The organism is Algoriphagus marinus, from assembly GCF_001936475.1.
GTDB lineage: Bacteria > Bacteroidota > Bacteroidia > Cytophagales > Cyclobacteriaceae > Algoriphagus > Algoriphagus marinus.
Genome location: NZ_MSPQ01000006.1, coordinates 205,782 through 222,800, shown reverse-complemented (window position 1 = coordinate 222,800; position 17,019 = coordinate 205,782). Strand labels below are relative to the sequence as shown.

The window sequence follows — 17,019 nt, the reverse complement described above, 5'->3', positions numbered from 1 at the left end:
TGCATGGCATGCCATTTGGCATAAAGGGGATAGCCCTGAAAAGGAAAACACACACAATGGATCGAAAAATAGAAAAGAAGACATGGACTCCGAAAAAGATCGCAATGATCGCAGGAGGAGTGCTCGTAGTAGCGGCAATTATTTATCAAATAGGCTTTGCAGATCATCGCTCCACGATGAATGTGGAGAAGGACCGTTTGAGTATTGCCACAGTGACTACTGGTGAATTTACAGATTACATTTTAGTATCTGGACAGATTGAACCTGCTCAGACTTTCTTCCTTGACGCTGTCGAAGGTGGAATGGTCGCAGCTTTGGTGAGGGAATCTGGCGCACTGGTAGACGTAGGAGATACGATTTTGATCATGGCTAATTCCAATCTTCAATTAGATGTGATGCAGCGGGAGACGATGTTATATGAGCAAATCAATAACCTTCGACAAACCCGTCTTTTCTTGGATCAAAATGATTTAAGCCAACAAGGGCAATTGGCAGAAATTGATTATCAAATCAGTTTGCTGGAGCCACAGTATAAAAGATTTAAAGAGCTTCACGAAAAGAAATTGGTTTCAGACAGAGAATTTGAAGAAGTAGCGGAGCAGTATGAGTATAACTTGAAAAGAAAGGAATTGACCTACAAATCATACAAAAGTGACTCAATTGCAAGGTCCTATCAGCTGGCCCAGCTAAGACAGTCTGAAAATAGAATGAATGCCTCTCTGAATGGAGTTGGTCAGATTCTCAATAATCTGGTAATCAAAGCACCCATTTCAGGTCAATTGGCCATGGAGCAGATAGAAATCGGTCAGGCGATTAACTCCGGAGAGCGTTATGGACAGATCGATGTTTTGGATGAATTCAAAGTAAGAGTGCCAATAGATGAATTATACCTTCCTAGAATCGGTCAAGGTCTCCGTGGAAAATTCACCTTGAGCGGAGTAGATCATGAATTGGAAATTATGAAGATCTATCCGACGATTACGAATGGAAGATTTGAAGTAGATATGAAGTTTACAGGAGAAAGCCCCCAAGGAATCCGAAGAGGTCAAAGTGTGCGAATCAGATTGGAGTTGGGTGACAGTGAGCAGAGCTTACTCTTACCAACCGGTGGCTTCTTTAAGGATACAGGAGGAAACTGGGTATTTGTTATAAACGCTGCAGGAAATGCGGAGAAAAGAAATATTCGTTTGGGTAGAAAAAATCCTGAATTCTATGAAATTCTTGAAGGCTTGACTGAAGGTGAAAAAGTGATCGTCAGTGGCTACGAGAATTTTGGAAAGAATGAGGTGCTGGAGTTGAGGTAGGGGAGACGGGTGTCGGATGTCAGATGTCGGATGACCGATGACCGATGTCAAGTGTCTGATGACCGGTTTCAGATGTCAGGTATCAGATGTTTTATTGAGAATTGTTATTCAATTAAAAATTAGGATTTTATGGGAGAATATGAACCTAACTTCAAATTTGAAAAGCTCCAGATTTGGCAAAAAGCAATGGATTTTGGAGAGGATATATTTAATATCTCTAAGGGTTTTCCCAAGGATGAACTCTATAATTTAATTTCTCAAGCAAGAAGGGCTGCAGATTCCATTGCTTTGAATATAGCTGAAGGTTCAATCTCTCAGTCAAACCCAGAATTCAAAAAGTTTATTGGGTATTCTACTCGATCATTAGCTGAAGTAGTTACCTGCCTACATAAAGCTCAAAAAAGAAAATACATAAATCAAGATCAGTTTGATAAGCTATATGCCGAATCATTTCATCTAATGAATATGATGCAATCATTTAGATCAAAAATCACCTAATGAATTCCAATTCAATTAACATAACTAACATTAACAATGATTGGAGTCAGGGCCACATCGGTCATCGGACATCCGACACCTAACATCATACAACCATGAACGTAATCAAAACAGTAAATCTCAGAAAAATGTACGCCACCGAGGAGGTAGAAACCACCGCGCTGGACGGAATTCAAATTGAAATCAAAAAGGGTGAATTCGTAGCCATTATGGGTCCTTCAGGTTGTGGCAAGTCCACGCTTTTGAATATTATCGGTCTTCTGGATAATCCGGATGGGGGAGAGTATTACTTTTTGGATCAAGAGGTGGCCAAGTTTTCGGAGCGGCAGCGTTCTTCATTGAGAAAAGGTAACATCGGATTTGTATTCCAGTCTTTCAACCTAATCGATGAATTAACGGTATTTGAAAATGTGGAGCTACCACTACTTTATCTGAAAATCCCGTCAGATGAGCGAAAGCAGAAAGTGGAAGAAGTCCTAGGTCGAATGAATATCATGCACCGACGCAATCACTTCCCGCAGCAACTTTCCGGTGGTCAGCAGCAGCGTGTGGCTATTGCCAGAGCGATTGTGGCTAAGCCATCCGTGATCCTTGCCGATGAGCCTACAGGTAACTTGGATTCTACCAATGGTGAGGAAGTAATGCGACTTCTTGAAGAATTGAATAATGAGGGAACTACTATTGTGATGGTAACGCACTCTCCACATGACGCTAACTATGCGCACCGAATCATTAATCTATTTGATGGAAAAGTCGTGACGGAGAATATCCGGGAGCAGTTTCATGTTTAGAAGTAGGGAAGTAGGAAGTAAGGAGGTTGGAAGTTGAAAAGTGTGCCGATAACTTTCTGGTAATATTAAAAATTTCAACCTAATTATAATTTTCTATGGATTTTAAATTTGAGAAACTTCGTATTTGGCAAACTTCTATGGTTTTTGGAGAAGTAGTTTTTGAACTCTCGAAAACTTTTCCAAAAGAAGAATTATATAATCTCACATCACAGATTCGAAGGGCCGTAGATTCCATCGCATTGAATATAGCGGAGGGTGCAACAGGTAACTCCCAAGTTGAATTTAGAAAATTTGTAGGTTACTCTTTAAGATCACTTGCCGAGGTTGTAACCTGTCTTCATAAAGCCAAACTAAGAGCTTATATAAATGAGGAAACCTTTCAAAATTGCTATAAACAGGCTTTTGACCTAATGAATAGTATAGCCGCATTTAGAAATACCTTAAGCTCAAATACGAAATAAGCACTATCCAACTTCCAACTTTCAACTTCCCACTTCCGACCTCCCACTTCCAACCTCCAACTTCCCAACCTCCTATGCTCCGCCACCAAATCCTTCTCGCTTTTCGGAACTTCATGAAGTTCAAAAGCATCTTCTTCATCAATCTTTTTGGATTGGCGATGGGCCTGACTACCGTGGTACTGATCATGCTTTGGGTAAAGGATGAACTGAGTATCAGTCGTAATCACGAGAAGATTGATCGGATTTATGCGGTGATGACCAATCACGATAACAGTGGAGGTATTATAACTTGGGGTGTAACCCCGGGTGAAATGGCAGAAGCAATGAAGGCCGAGCTTTCTCAAGTGGAATTAGCAGTAGGGGCTTCGCCATTTATTGATGGAGTTGCTTTCGAAAATGGGAGCACAAAGATGACTGGTGCTGGTTTGTTTGTTGATCAGTCCTACTTCGATGTTTTTTCTGTTGATTTTGTAGCCGGCAGTCCGAGTCAGGTTATGACAGGCATCAATAGCCTGGCCTTATCAGAAACTATGGCTACGAAGCTGTTTGGTTCGCCGAAAGAGGCGATCGGTAAATCGGTAAAATGGCAGGTTTTTGACTTTCATAATGAGGTAGAGGTGACTGGAGTTTACAAGGATTTCGGCCCCTATGATTTGGATAAGGCAGACTACTTTTTATCCTTTTCTTACTTCAAACAAATGCTTGGCGAAAGTATGCATTGGGGTAACTTCAATGCAAGTACTTATGTGTTACTACGGCCTGAAACAGACATAGCCTCTTTTAACGAGCAAATTGCAGGATTCATCAAAGCTAAAGCCGAGGGGAGCAATGTGTCGGTTTTTGTGCAGAATTATGGAGATACTTATCTGTATGGAACCTATGAAGATGGAAAAGTAGCTGGCGGAAGGATTAGCTATGTGAGGCTTTTTTCAGCTATCGCCATCTTTATTTTGATCATCGCCTGCATCAACTTTATGAACCTGACTACGGCGAGATCGATGAGTCGATTAAAGGAAATCGGGGTCAAAAAATCTATGGGAGCAAGCCGATCTGGTCTTTTTGGACAGTTTATGGTGGAATCATTGCTGTTGACTTTTTTGGCTTTGCTGGTTGCAATAGTGGCAACATTCGTTCTACAACCATTTTTTAATCAGGTGACTTCCAAATCTCTAAGCATTTCATTTCAACCTGAATTGATTCTGATTTTAGTTGGTATTTGGCTGTTAACAAGCTTTTTGGCTGGAATTTATCCAGCAGTTTATCTCTCCAAGTTCAAGCCAGTAGAGGTGATGAAATCTAATATCAAGGGAAGTTTTGGGGAGTTACTTGCCAGAAAAGGCTTGGTAGTTTTTCAGTTTGCTATTTCGCTTTTGCTGATCATCGGTATTTCAGTAATCAGTAAGCAGATGTCTTATATTCAAAACCAAAATCTAGGCTATAATCAAAGTCAGCTCCTTCAGATCAACGCTTCAGGAGTAAATCCCAATCAGCTGGATTCCTTTTTGGCAGAGCTTAGGAAATCTCCAGGAGTGGAGAATGCATCTAGTTTGAGTCATCCGTTGGTAGGCTTGAGCAGCTCGACAATCGGACTTTCATGGGAAGGAAAAAATCCTGATGAGCAGGTAAAATTCGAAAATGTATCGATCAATATGGGCTTGATCGAGACCATGGGGTTTGAAATGATGGATGGCAGAGCTTTTTCTTCGGACTTTGGAGATGAAGGTTCTAAAATAATTTTGAATGAAGCGGCCGTTCGTACCATTGGTTTTGAGGACCCTATCGGACAAATTGTAAACCTTTGGGGAGATGATAAAGAAGTAATTGGAGTGGTGAAGGATTTCAATTTTGAGTCTTTGAAGGAAAGTGTTAAACCGGCTTTCCTGAAATACGACCCAACATTTGCGCAGCGAATTATGGTAAGAATCAGTCCCCAAAATCAACAGGAAACCATTGCTGAAATTGATGCGATTTTCCTGAAGCAAACGGCGCAAGCGATGGATTATTCCTTTATGGATGAGGATTATCAAATGCTTTACGCTTCCGAGCAGCGAGTTTCCAAGCTGGCAAAGTACTTCGGTTTAATGGCGATTTTTTTGAGTTGTCTTGGATTATTTGGTCTTGCTGCATTTACGGCAGAGAAGCGAAAAAAGGAGATAGGAGTACGAAAAGTAATGGGAGCTTCTACAGCTGGAATCTTGACTTTGGTATCCAAAGATTTTGTAAAGCTAATTCTGGTTTCAATCCTTATTGCAGTGCCAGTTGCTTGGTACTTTGCTGATAACTGGTTGAAAACCTATGCCTATCAGACCAATCTGAGCTGGTGGATTTTTGCAGGTTCTGGTTTGGTTTTGATTTTTATCGCAATCCTTACGGTTGGTCTTCAGGCTTTCAAAGCGGCAAGTGCCAACCCTGTTGATAGTTTAAAAAGCGAGTAAGGGATTTGAGATTTAAGAGGTAAGATTTCAGATTTGGAGCTCGTAGCAGGAGGGATTTCTTCGTCCCCAGTAAAGCTGCAATGAGCTAAGATTTCCACCTTGCTAGATTTCCTTACACTTTCCAAATCCAAAGCAATCTGTATGGCTGATTGGTGCAGCTTACTTTGTCTCCAGATAAAGAAGAGGATTAGAGTAGAAATTCGACCGCGGAAATTCAATTATACGAAAGGCTTCAATCCTTGGTGGAGGTTTTGCCCGAAGGCGAACAATACTGTACGAACTTATTGATATGAAAAATTAGAAAACGAGCTTTCTGGTATCCAGAAGGCTTTTTTTTAACTGGCATCAATCCTGAATATGTTATGCTACACTATTGTAGTCAATCGTAAATTCTATTTGATATGATTAAGAATTATCTAACTATCGCTTTTCGCAATTTGCGTAAACACAAGTTTTACACTTTTATAAATATTCTCGGGCTTTCAGTAGGAGTTGCTGTTTGTATTATCATTACTCTTTTTGTGGTAAACGAGCTCTCCTACGACAAACACTTTAAAGATGCTGATCGGATTTATAGAGTCCATGCCGATATTGTTTTTGGAGGAAATCATTGGAATATGGTTTTGGCTCCGGCCCCAATGGCAGAAGCCATGCCAGAGGATTTCCCTGAAGTAGAAGCAGCTGTTCATTTCAGGCAAAGGGGGTCCTATTTAGTAAAGAAGGTAGATCAAAATATCAAGGAAAATAATGTAATCTGGGCTGGAAGAGACTTCTTTAAAGTTTTTGGAGTGCCGCTACTCGAAGGGAATGTGGAAGGGGTTTTAGCCGAACCCAATACCATGGCTATCAGTCAAAGTACAGCTGAAAAATATTTCCCAGGTGAAAGTGCCATTGGGAAATCCTTGATTTTAGATAATGAGGAGGACTTCAGAATTACAGGAGTTTATGAGGACATTCCTGAGAATAGTCACTTTCACTTTGATTTTTTATTAGCAATGGAAGGTTTGGAAGAGGCTAAGGGTACTACTTGGCTCAGTAACAATTTTCAAACCTACTTTAAACTTAGAGAAGGCTCTGATCCCGAGAATTTGAACGCAAAACTTCCCTCAGTCATCAAGACTCATATTGAGCCTGATATAAGTCAGATTTTTGGAGAGGGAGCTACAATGGAAACTTTGACTGAAAATGGAGGTAAGATTGAATTTGACATACAGCCCATGCTTGATATTCACTTGAAGAGTGATTTTATGGGAGAGTTCGAACCTAATTTCAATATCACCTACGTCTATCTATTTGTAGCAATTGCCTTGTTCATTTTGCTCATCGCCTGTATCAATTTCATGAATCTTTCTACTGCGAGATCCTCAAATCGGGCTAAGGAAGTTGGAATCAGGAAAGTGATGGGTTCTTTTCGTTCCCATTTGATTCGACAGTTTTTGATGGAGTCCATTTTGCTCAGCGTGATTTCATTCTTAATTGCAATTCCTGTTGTGGCATTTTTGCTACCAATCTTTAATGATTTGGCCGGTAGGTCACTGGAAATGCCGATTTTCCAATTGACCTCTTATGGGGTCTTAATCCTCGGGGCAATCGGAACAGGGCTTTTGGCTGGGATTTATCCTTCCTTTTTCCTGTCTGGTTTCAAACCCATCAGTATCCTAAAAGGGCAAGTGTCTCTGGGAATGAAAAGTGGAATGATTCGAAGCTCTTTGGTGGTTTTCCAATTTGCGATTTCTATCATTTTGATCATAGCCACAATAGGCGTTTTTAATCAGTTGAATTATATACAGAATAAGAAAATAGGTTTTAATAAAGAGCAGATTATCACTGTGGATGATATTTACGCTTTAGGTGATCAGGCAGAAACTTTCAAGAGAGAGATACTATCAAACAGTATGATGGAATCAGGGACGATTACAGGTTTTCTGCCAGTTTCTGGCACTTGGAGGAGTGATACTCCATGGTGGGTAGAAGGAAAAGATCCAAAGCAGACAGAGAATTTAGTCAGTTTGCAAAACTGGCAAGTGGATTACCATTACATACAGACTTTAGGGATGGAAATGGTTGAAGGAAGAGATTTTTCAGTTCAATTTCCTTCCGATTCAAATGCTGTAATCCTTAACGAAACTGCTGCCCAAAAATTCAATTTTGAAGGTGATCCCATAGGACAGAAGATTTATTCTTTAGCAGGAGATACAAATAATATCGACTTTGAAGATCTCCAAGGCAGGACAGTGGTTGGAATCGTGAAGAATTTTCATTTTGAATCTCTTAAGGAAAATATTGGCTCGGTCATGATTTTCCTCAGCGAAAAGCCGAGAGGGATTGCGTCCTTTAGATTCAACTCCAATAATACGGATGAGGTAGTAAGTTTCATAGAAGCGAAATGGAATGAAATGGCACCAGGACAACCTTTTACCTATTCTTTCCTAGATGATCGATTTGGGAATATGTATGCATCCGAAACGCGCTTAGGGAAGGTTTTTGGGATATTTGCTGGCTTTGCTATCGTGATTGCATGTTTGGGATTGTTTGCCTTGACAGCTTTTACAGCAGAGCAGCGAACCAAAGAAATAGGAATTAGAAAAGTCCTTGGGTCTAGCATAGGGAGTATCATATTACTTCTATCCAAGGAGTTTGCTAAACTTGTATTTATTGCGTTTTTGATTGCCACTCCTATCGCTTGGTGGGCAATGACGAAATGGTTGGAGGATTACCAGTTCAAACAGGATTTGGGTTGGCAAGTGTTCTTAGGTGCAGGCCTGTTTGCGATTATGATCGCCTTGCTGACTACTAGTTATCAATCGATCAAAGCTGCTACTGCGAATCCGGTAAATTCTCTTAAAAGCGAGTAAATTGATTTAAGATTTTAGATGTAGGATATAAGATTTAGTCATTGCCAACCTTCTGATTTGATCGTCATTCGCCCTAGTTCGTGTCTTCACGAACTGATGCTAAAAGTGACCGTCATTGCGATCCGCCACAGGCGAAGAAGCAATCCCCAGCCAAAAATCTAAATTCTAAAAAAGTGCTAGAATGAACCTTTGAGGTTTTTAAAACCTCGAAGGTTTCTTTGTTTTTGGTAAGGGTCTTTTGGATAATGGGTAAGTGGCCTTGGGCAGGACAGTAGGGAAGGCAAACTACGCTGAGCCGAACAATCTGATTACACTCAGACTGGGGATGTAGAAGTAGGCAAGAACAGGCAATTACTTAAAGCCATTGTGTGTGCGTTCGTATTTTATTAAACTTCACATTTTTATGTAATTGGTAATCTTACAAACCAATTTGCAATTGAATCTAATAATGGAAAACTTACTTGAAAGAAAAAGAGACCATGAAATACCAATAATAGTATTAAAAAAAATGGAAATACCCAGCGACCGCTGGTTTGTTTTCTTTCAATAATGATGAGTGAAATAATTGGGATATACATTATGAGAAACGTAATTCCCAACCCAATCATAAAATCGATTTCTGGTAATAAGGTAATGATAATAAAACGACCTAAAGTTGGCTCAATAAATACGATGCCGGTTGCAATCATAGCACGAGCATGGATTTGCACATTGCGCCGATTTGCCATTGCAATGATATACATGACACCAATAATAATTATGTTTTTAAATAGAAACCACATACTGGCCCCTGAACCTTCAGTAACTTCACCCCCAATTAGATAGTGTTTTAGTAAGATCACTGATATTAAGAACAAGGGTAAAATGGCAAAACTTAATTTACCAATTTGTCTATGAATCGACAGTTTCTTTTTTTTGATGAGTATGGGTTGAACTATCAATAGCGCTATCCATAATGATGACAACGCAAAATGAAAATGAAAATAAAAATTGAAGTCCGCTGTTCCATCAAAGAATTTTGAAAAGTAGGTTGGCCAAAAACCTAAAATTGCAAGAACTATTAATCCTAGAGCATAATATCCAGCATTATCGAACTTAATTTTTTTAGTCGTTTCTACGATAGTTTCCTTCATTTTTGATTTCCTATTGTATTAAGATTATTACTCTGAAAGATTTTTAGATTTCTCGTTTTTTAACTACTCAGTTTATTTTATGACACATAACTTAATTATTAATTCCTCTTTCCTCCACAAGGGTTGGATATTTGCAGCTTATGGACTTATTGTCCTTCAAAAAAATCCCATCGATCTCCTCTAAAAAGCTTCTGAAAAATACCTCGATAAACTTAGGTTCGCAAATGAATCAAGAGGAGAGGAAAATAATAATTGGATTCTCTTTCGAATAAGAAAGGAATTCAGGAAACCTAGAATGGAATTGAAAAAGCAAAAGACAGAAACCTTGTGGGAGATTCGACCGCAGGCGAACAATTTTGTCCGATTGGTTTCAGGTATTTCCTGCTTATTCTATCCTAAAGCATTGATTCGCCAGTTTTTGGATGGCATGAAAGTGGATTCTTGATTAATAAAAAAGAAAAGCTTTATGCCTCATAATGAGGGTAGATTCAATCTTTCTATTTTTTAATATTCAATGGGATAATAGAATCAGCTATGTTTATAAACTACCTCAAAATTGCTTTTAGAAGTCTTTCCAAGCGCCGACTTTTTACTTTTGTTAATTTAACTGGATTGGTAATTGGCTTGGTGACTTTCTTGGGGCTTTTTGCTTATGTGGTCACGGAGTGGAGTTACAATGACTTTCATGCCAATAAAGACCGGATCTTCAGAGTTGTGGTTAGTGAGGGGAATGGTGAGTTTGAAACATACCTTCCACCTGGCTATGCGGGAGTTTTGGAGGCTAATTTTCCGGATATAGAATCTTCCGGGAGAATTGCAGGATACATTGGCGGAGGCTTGATTGCAATTCCTGAAACTGATCTGTTTTTTAAAGAGGATGCGATCAGTTTTGTTGAAGGAGATTTTTTTCAAACCTTTTCTTTTCCTATTTCAAGAGGAACTGCTGATCTGAATGCTACAAATACTGCTGTGATTACTCAGGCTATTTCTGATAAATTCTTTGGAAATACAGATCCCTTGGGCAAAACTTTCCTATTGAGCAACCAATTTGGCAAGCAAGAATTTGCAGTTTCTGGAGTTTTAGAATCAATTCCATCCACATCAGATATTACAGGGGATATATTTTTATCCATTCACACCTTAGAGAATCCCTCAAACCGATCAGGAAATGAATGGGCTGATCCAAATGGTTTTGATTCCGGTTTTGTCAACTTATTTGTCTTGACAAAAGAGGGAGCTGATCCCAATTCGCTGTCGGATCAATTGACGGAGTTTATTCGAAAAACACCAAATGGGGAGGCCACTTCAATAATTCTTCAAGATCTTCCAAGTATCCATCTGGGTTCCTCTATTTCAGATCCACTACCCACTTCTTCTAAAATGGGATCAGTTTTGGTGTTTTTAGCGATTGCGATTTTGATCCTTGGGATTGCTTATGTGAATTACCTTAATCTTTCTTCAGCCAATATTTTAACTCGAATAAAAGAGATCAAAATGAGGAAAGTCTTAGGCGCACAATCATGGCAGTTGGCTCAACAGTTTATGATGGAGACGTTAGTACTTCTCCTGAGTTCATTGGCCATTTCCATACTTTTTGTATATCTCCTTGCTCCGTTTACATCCAATATTTTTGGAACAGCCATTTGGTTTGGGGCATTACAAACTCCACAAACCGTTTTGATTATTGCTGCAATCATTGGATTATGTGCTTTGATTTCAGGGTTTTATGTGGTATTGCTTTCCGGGAAATTTGAGAAGAAATCCCAATTAAAATTCAAGCCTGAAAGTCAATGGCTCCGAAAATCATTGGTGGTATTTCAGTTTGTGATTTCGATTGGTATCATCGTTTGCACGCTTGTAATTCGAGATCAATTATCATTTATGCAGACGCAAAGTCTGGGTATGAATGTGGATCAGAAGCTGGTAGTAGCAGGACCAAATGATGTAGGTGAAAACCGGTCTTCGAAAATGAATGCCTTCAAGCAAAGTTTAAAAGCCCAAACTTTTGTGAAAGCAATAGCTGGATCCAATAATCTTCCTGGTCAGGGATATAATTTCTCCGCAGGAGGAATCAGTCCTTTGGTGGCAAGACCTGAGGATAAGGATTACAATTACAGCATGTTTATTATTGATGAGCAGTTTATTCCCACTTATGAAATCGAGGTGTTGGCAGGAAGAAATTTTACATCCGATGAAGCAACTCAAAATTGGAACAATCTTAATAAAGTGATGCTCAACGAATCTTCAGCTGCACAATTGGGATATGAAAGTCCGGAAGCTGCCGTGGGACAAAATATACTTTGGGGAAAGCCTTTTGAGGTGATCGGAGTGACGAAAGATTACCATCACATGTCTCTACGTGAGCCAATCAAACCCATGATTTTCTTGGCTTCAGAAGCGGATGGTTTTTTCACTTTGGTGGTAGATCCGGCTCAAATGAAAGAGGCAATTGCATTAGCTCAAAAAACCTATGAGTCAGTTTTTCCGGGAAATCCTTTCAGCTATTCTTTCATGGATGAGGCGTTTGCCGCTCAATATGAACAAGAATCTCAATTAAGCTTGGCATTTACCATAGCTGGGATTTTAGCGATTTTGATTTCTTGCCTAGGTCTATTCGGTTTGGCAGCTTATGCGGTGCAGCAGCGAACCAAAGAGATCGGGATTCGCAAAGTGATGGGAGCAAGTACCCAGAGCCTTTTAAATTTGATTTCCAAAGACTTCGTGATTTTGGTAGCGGTGGCCATGATTTTTGCATTTCCTATCGCATGGTTTGCCATGGAGTCCTGGCAGTCAGATTTCCCTTATAAGGCAGGTCTTTCGGTTTGGACTTTTGGCTTTGCGGGAATTGTAACGCTAGTAATTGCCTTGATTACCGTAGGGTCACAAGCGATCAAAGCTGCTTGGGCAAATCCTGTAGATGCCATGAGAGATGAGTAGAGGAATTGGGGTTTATGAGATTTATTCAAGCCTTTAATCTCGGTTTTATTGATTTGTTTTTTGAAGGATTAGAAATCCTAGGATTGGAAATCGAGATTGCAACTCTCGAATAGCTGAATATTTTTTGGGTTTAGTAGTTGCGATTTTTTTTTGAGCTGAAGCAACCAACTCGACTTTTGCTGCATCTAAGAAATGAGTGCTTTTGAAAATTACCTGGGGAAATTTTACTGAAGATTTGGAACGCTTAAAGCCGGAGGTAAGAATCGTAAGATTAGGTTGAACTGGGTACAAGGAGCTTTCTTTTTTGTTCGCTTACGGTCAAAATCGTAAACGATCGGACAGGGTTTAAGATTAAAACTGCTCAATTTGTATAATCAAGGCTGATTTTCCCTTGGCACAATCTCTGAAATTAATTTCATCATATAAAAACAACCAACATCATGAAACTCACAAAAATCGCTTCACTCATTATCCTACTTTTTTTGGTAGGCTTTACTGCTCAAGCACAAACTGAAACTCGTACACCGGGAACTTTTAAAGGAATTGAATCGGGAGGTAATTGGGATGTCTTTGTCACCATCGGAAACAAAGATGAAGTTCGTCTGGAATCTAAAGGTTTTGATTTAAACAAGGTGATTACCGAAGTAGATGGTGGAGTTTTGAAAATCAAACTGGAAAAAGGTAATTGGAATAACGTGAATTTTACAGCTTATGTGACTGTAAAAGAGTTGGAAAGCGTCGGAGTTAGCGGTTCAGGAAAAATGATTTTGCAATCAAATATCAACTCCAGAAAATTCAGTATTGGTCAATCAGGTTCTGGAAATATTCAGATGAAAATGCTTCAAACAGAGGCTTTGAATGTAGGAATGAGTGGTTCCGGCAAAGTAACTATAGAAGGTGGAAGTGCAGATAGGGCAAGTATTGGACAATCAGGTTCCGGCGAATTCGAAGCTTTGGATTTGATGGCCGGTGATGTGAAAATAGGAAAGTCAGGATCTGGAACTACCTCTATTGGAGTCAATGGGAACTTGACCGTGGGATCCTCTGGATCAGGGAATGTGTATTACAAAGGAAATCCAACTAATCAAAAAATTGCTAGCTCGGGTTCGAGCAAGGTGATTAAAAGGTAGGAAGTTGGAAGTCAGGAAGTAGGAAGGTGTTTGTCTAAAAATAGAATTCCTACTTCTCTAATTAAGAATTTTTCAATCTTCCAATTTTAAAATCTATAGAAAATATGCTCAAAAACTATTTCAAAATCCTGCTTCGGAATACTCGTAAAAATCCATTATACATGTTTATCAATGTATTTGGATTGGCAGTAGGTATGGCCGTGAGTATTTTGATTTTTTTGTTTGTACAGCATGAGTTGAGTTATGATAAATGGAATACCAAAGCAGATCGAATCGTCCGGGTTTCCCGAGCATGGTTTAATCCTGATGGTGAGGTCAGCCTTCATTTGGGTCATACAGCACCACCATTTGCACCACTGATTCAGTCAGATTTCCCGGAAGAGGTGGAAGCGGTGACACGAATGCTTGAATCTGATCCACTCGTGATGCATGAGGATAAGAAATTTATTGAAGATCATTTCACTTTTGCTGACCCTGAGATTTTTGATATTTTCTCGATCAATGTCTTGGAAGGCGATGCGAAAAAAGCATTGCAGCAAGGCAATGGAGTGCTTGTGTCAGAGAGTATGGCTAAGAAGTATTTTGGAGATGAATCCGCCATGGGGCAGGAGTTGAGACTTGGTTTGGGAGGTGCTGAATTCACAGCCTTGGTAAGTGGAGTCTTTGAGGACTTCCCTGATAATTCCCACTTTCATCCTACATTTTTAGCTTCCATGCAACCAGTGATCATGTTTTTTGGAGGACAAGAAGCTTTCATGAGCAATTTTGGGGGAAATAGCTTTTCTACCTATTTATTGCTGAATGAAGGGGTAGATCGTCAGGCTTTTGAGGATAAATTGCCCACGCTGATAGATAGGCATATGGGGGAGACAAGATCAGGAACTCCAATGTCAGAAGGTACGAAGCTCTATTTGTGGCCTTTGGAAGATATTCACCTGTATTCTAATCTCGACACGGAAATCGAAGCCAATGGAGATATCGCTTATGTGTATATCTATTTGGCCGTTGCACTGTTTATTCTCTTGATTGCATGTATCAATTTCATGAATTTATCCACAGCACGTTCTTCATTGAGATCGATGGAAGTGGGGCTTCGGAAAGTGATGGGTGCGGATAAAAGTAATCTGATCCGACAGTTTATGGGTGAATCCTTTATGCTGACGACGATTTCGATGCTGCTGGCATTGATCCTAGTGTATTTCTTTCTCCCGATATTTTCAGATTTTACAGAGAAGCAACTTAGCCTCAACTTTTTCCAACACCCCGAATTCCTGCTGGGAATAATAGGATTAATTGTACTTGTGGGCTTGATTTCAGGGAGTTATCCAGCGCTTTTCCTTTCAGGCTTTCAACCGGGGAAAGTGCTAAAAGGAGCTTTCAAAGCGGGTAAAGGTCATGAACGATTCCGTTCAGTTTTGGTGGTTGGACAGTTTGCAGTCTCTGTGGTGCTGATCGTGGCGGTATTGGTGGTTGTGAATCAATTAGATTTCATGCAAAGCAAGGACCTCGGCTTTGAGAAAGAGGATATCGTCCTACTTCCAGCAAGTCCTCAGATCGAGCAAAACTTACTGCTTGTGCAGGATAGATTGGAAAATCACCCCGGAATAAAATCAGTTACAATTTCCAGTCGTGCTCCATCAGGCAGATTATTGGATAATCAAGGAGCTTCAGCAGAGTTAGACGGGGAAATCACTCAATTGGAAATCCGAATTGCTGATATTGATGTAGGGCATAATTTCCTTAAAACCTACGGGATTCCACTGGTTGCCGGAAGAGACTTCGATGTCTTGCGAGCCAGCGATTCTACCGAGGCATTTATCCTGAATGAAACAGCAGTTCGAGAGATCGGCTGGGAAAGTGCAGAAGAGGCAATTGGAAAGCAGTTTTATTATGGGAGCAAAAGAGGTTTTATTACTGGAGTTATGAAGGATTTTCATTTTGAAAGTCTTCATCAGCCGATTGTTCCTATTGTTTTTGAAATAGGACAAAATGGAAACAACTTGATGAGCATCAAGATCGATGCTTCTCAACGAGAAGAGACCTTGGCTTATTTGAAAGAAGAATGGGCTACACTTCGTCCTAATTTTCCTTTTGAGCCTAGATTTGTAGACCAAGGATTTAACGAACAGTATGCAGCTGAACAGCGAGTAAAAACCATTTTTACCTTCTTTTCAGGACTTGCGGTTTTGATTTCTATTTTGGGCTTATTGGGCTTGGTTACTTTTGCGACAGCACAGCGAACACGAGAAATCGGCATTCGGAAAGTGATGGGAGCGGAGACTGGGAACATTTTGCTTTTGCTCGGAAAGGACTTTCTGAAATTGGTTGGGATTGGATTTTTGATTGCCATTCCAGTTTCTTGGTTTGGAATGAATTCCTGGTTGGAAGATTTTGCCTTCCATATTGGGATCAGTTGGACTGTATTCCTATTTGCTGGATTGATTGCAGGGTTGATCGCCGGCATTACGGTTATGTCACAATCATTAAAAGCTGCTTGGGCTGACCCGGTGAAAAGTATCAAGAGCGAGTAAATTGCCTATTTTCCCCATAAGTTTTTAGAAGCTTTTTTTATTAAACACAAAAAAATAGGCGAAATGGACAAAATAACTTTGAAGTAAAACTGATATATATCAGTATTTCGAGTGATTTTGCTCTCAGGGATTCTTGGATGCTATTCTCAACTTATAGTGTTTAATTAACGACTTGAATCTTGAAAGCGATTGACAAACCATTTTTCACAGAAGTAGGGGATATAGCCAGGTTTACGGGAAGGTTCTTCAAGGAAATCACTAAGCCCCGACAGGAGTACGAAGAATTCATTAATCAGTGTTTTTGGATTGGATACAAGAGTTTTACGCTCGTCAGTATCACAGCATTTATTATGGGACTGGTATTGACGATTCAATCTCGCCCTACACTGCTGGAATTTGGAGCCGAATCGCTTCTCCCATCCATGGTTTCCGTATCTCTAGTCAGGGAAATTTCTCCAGTGATCACTGCCCTGATTTGTGCAGGTAAAATTGGTTCTGGTATCGGTGCCGAATTGGGTTCAATGCGAGTGACGGAGCAGATTGATGCGATGGAAGTATCAGGAACCAATCCTTTCAAATACCTGGTAGTCACAAGGGTAATGGCCTCTACTTTAATGGTACCTGTACTTTCCAGTTTGGCCATTGCAATTTCAATTTATGGAGGGTATTTGGGGGTTAATATGAAGGGGTCCGTTAGCTGGTCTCTTTACTGGTTTCAGGCATTTGATGCCCTGAGTTATGGTGATTTTATTCCCTCATTGATTAAGACATTTTTCTTTGGTTTTGGAATTGGAATAGTAGGGTGCTATAAAGGTTATAATTCTAAGAAGGGTACAGAAGGCGTAGGGAGATCAGCTACTACTGCAGTAATTGTAGCCTCTTTATTGGTTTTTATATTGGATTTGATTGCAGTTCAGGTTACAGATTTATTAGGATTGACTTAA

Annotated in this window: 12 protein-coding genes; 11 read left to right on the top strand and 1 reads right to left on the bottom strand. The window is 39.9% G+C overall.

Annotated features, from left to right (window positions below; all coding sequences use genetic code 11):
- Positions 1–56 precede the first annotated feature (56 nt).
- From BVC88_RS11425 to BVC88_RS11400, 6 genes are all read left to right on the top strand, one after another.
- A complete protein-coding gene (locus tag BVC88_RS11425) occupies positions 57–1,304 on the top strand; it encodes an efflux RND transporter periplasmic adaptor subunit (protein WP_075350951.1) in 1,248 nt (415 codons plus the stop codon).
- A 129-nt stretch (positions 1,305–1,433) separates the two neighbouring features.
- Positions 1,434–1,802, top strand: coding sequence for a four helix bundle protein (locus BVC88_RS11420; RefSeq protein WP_075350814.1), 369 nt, complete (start codon positions 1,434–1,436; stop codon positions 1,800–1,802).
- 95 nt (positions 1,803–1,897) lie between these two features.
- Positions 1,898–2,593, top strand: coding sequence for an ABC transporter ATP-binding protein (locus BVC88_RS11415; protein WP_075350813.1), 696 nt, complete (start codon positions 1,898–1,900; stop codon positions 2,591–2,593).
- A gap of 95 nt (positions 2,594–2,688) precedes the next feature.
- Positions 2,689–3,054 (top strand): four helix bundle protein, encoded by a 366-nt coding sequence (locus BVC88_RS11410; RefSeq protein ID WP_075350812.1) that lies wholly within the window; start codon positions 2,689–2,691, stop codon positions 3,052–3,054.
- Between the two features lie 113 nt (positions 3,055–3,167).
- Positions 3,168–5,489, top strand: a complete 2,322-nt coding sequence (locus BVC88_RS11405; protein WP_245803635.1) for an ABC transporter permease — start codon at positions 3,168–3,170, stop codon at positions 5,487–5,489.
- Positions 5,490–5,890: 401 nt separating this feature from the next.
- Positions 5,891–8,344, top strand: a complete 2,454-nt coding sequence (locus tag BVC88_RS11400; protein ID WP_075350810.1) for an ABC transporter permease — start codon at positions 5,891–5,893, stop codon at positions 8,342–8,344.
- Between the two features lie 401 nt (positions 8,345–8,745).
- Here BVC88_RS11400 and BVC88_RS11395 read toward each other — a convergent pair whose 3' ends face one another.
- Positions 8,746–9,477, bottom strand: a complete 732-nt coding sequence (locus tag BVC88_RS11395) for a hypothetical protein (RefSeq protein WP_075350809.1) — start codon at positions 9,475–9,477, stop codon at positions 8,746–8,748.
- A gap of 295 nt (positions 9,478–9,772) precedes the next feature.
- Here BVC88_RS11395 and BVC88_RS21335 point away from each other — a divergent pair, with 295 nt between their 5' ends.
- The 5 genes from BVC88_RS21335 to BVC88_RS11370 all read left to right on the top strand — a co-directional run bounded on the left by BVC88_RS21335 (position 9,773) and on the right by BVC88_RS11370 (position 17,019).
- On the top strand, positions 9,773–9,922 hold the full coding sequence (locus tag BVC88_RS21335) for a hypothetical protein (RefSeq protein ID WP_175574407.1): 150 nt from the start codon (positions 9,773–9,775) through the stop codon (positions 9,920–9,922).
- Positions 9,923–10,011: 89 nt separating this feature from the next.
- Entirely contained in the window at positions 10,012–12,414 is a 2,403-nt protein-coding gene (locus BVC88_RS11390) for an ABC transporter permease (protein ID WP_075350808.1), read from the top strand.
- A gap of 440 nt (positions 12,415–12,854) precedes the next feature.
- Positions 12,855–13,544, top strand: coding sequence for a head GIN domain-containing protein (locus BVC88_RS11380; protein ID WP_075350806.1), 690 nt, complete (start codon positions 12,855–12,857; stop codon positions 13,542–13,544).
- Positions 13,545–13,648: 104 nt separating this feature from the next.
- Positions 13,649–16,075, top strand: a complete 2,427-nt coding sequence (locus BVC88_RS11375) for an FtsX-like permease family protein (protein WP_075350805.1) — start codon at positions 13,649–13,651, stop codon at positions 16,073–16,075.
- A 179-nt stretch (positions 16,076–16,254) separates the two neighbouring features.
- Positions 16,255–17,019 (top strand): MlaE family ABC transporter permease, encoded by a 765-nt coding sequence (locus BVC88_RS11370; RefSeq protein WP_245803634.1) that lies wholly within the window; start codon positions 16,255–16,257, stop codon positions 17,017–17,019.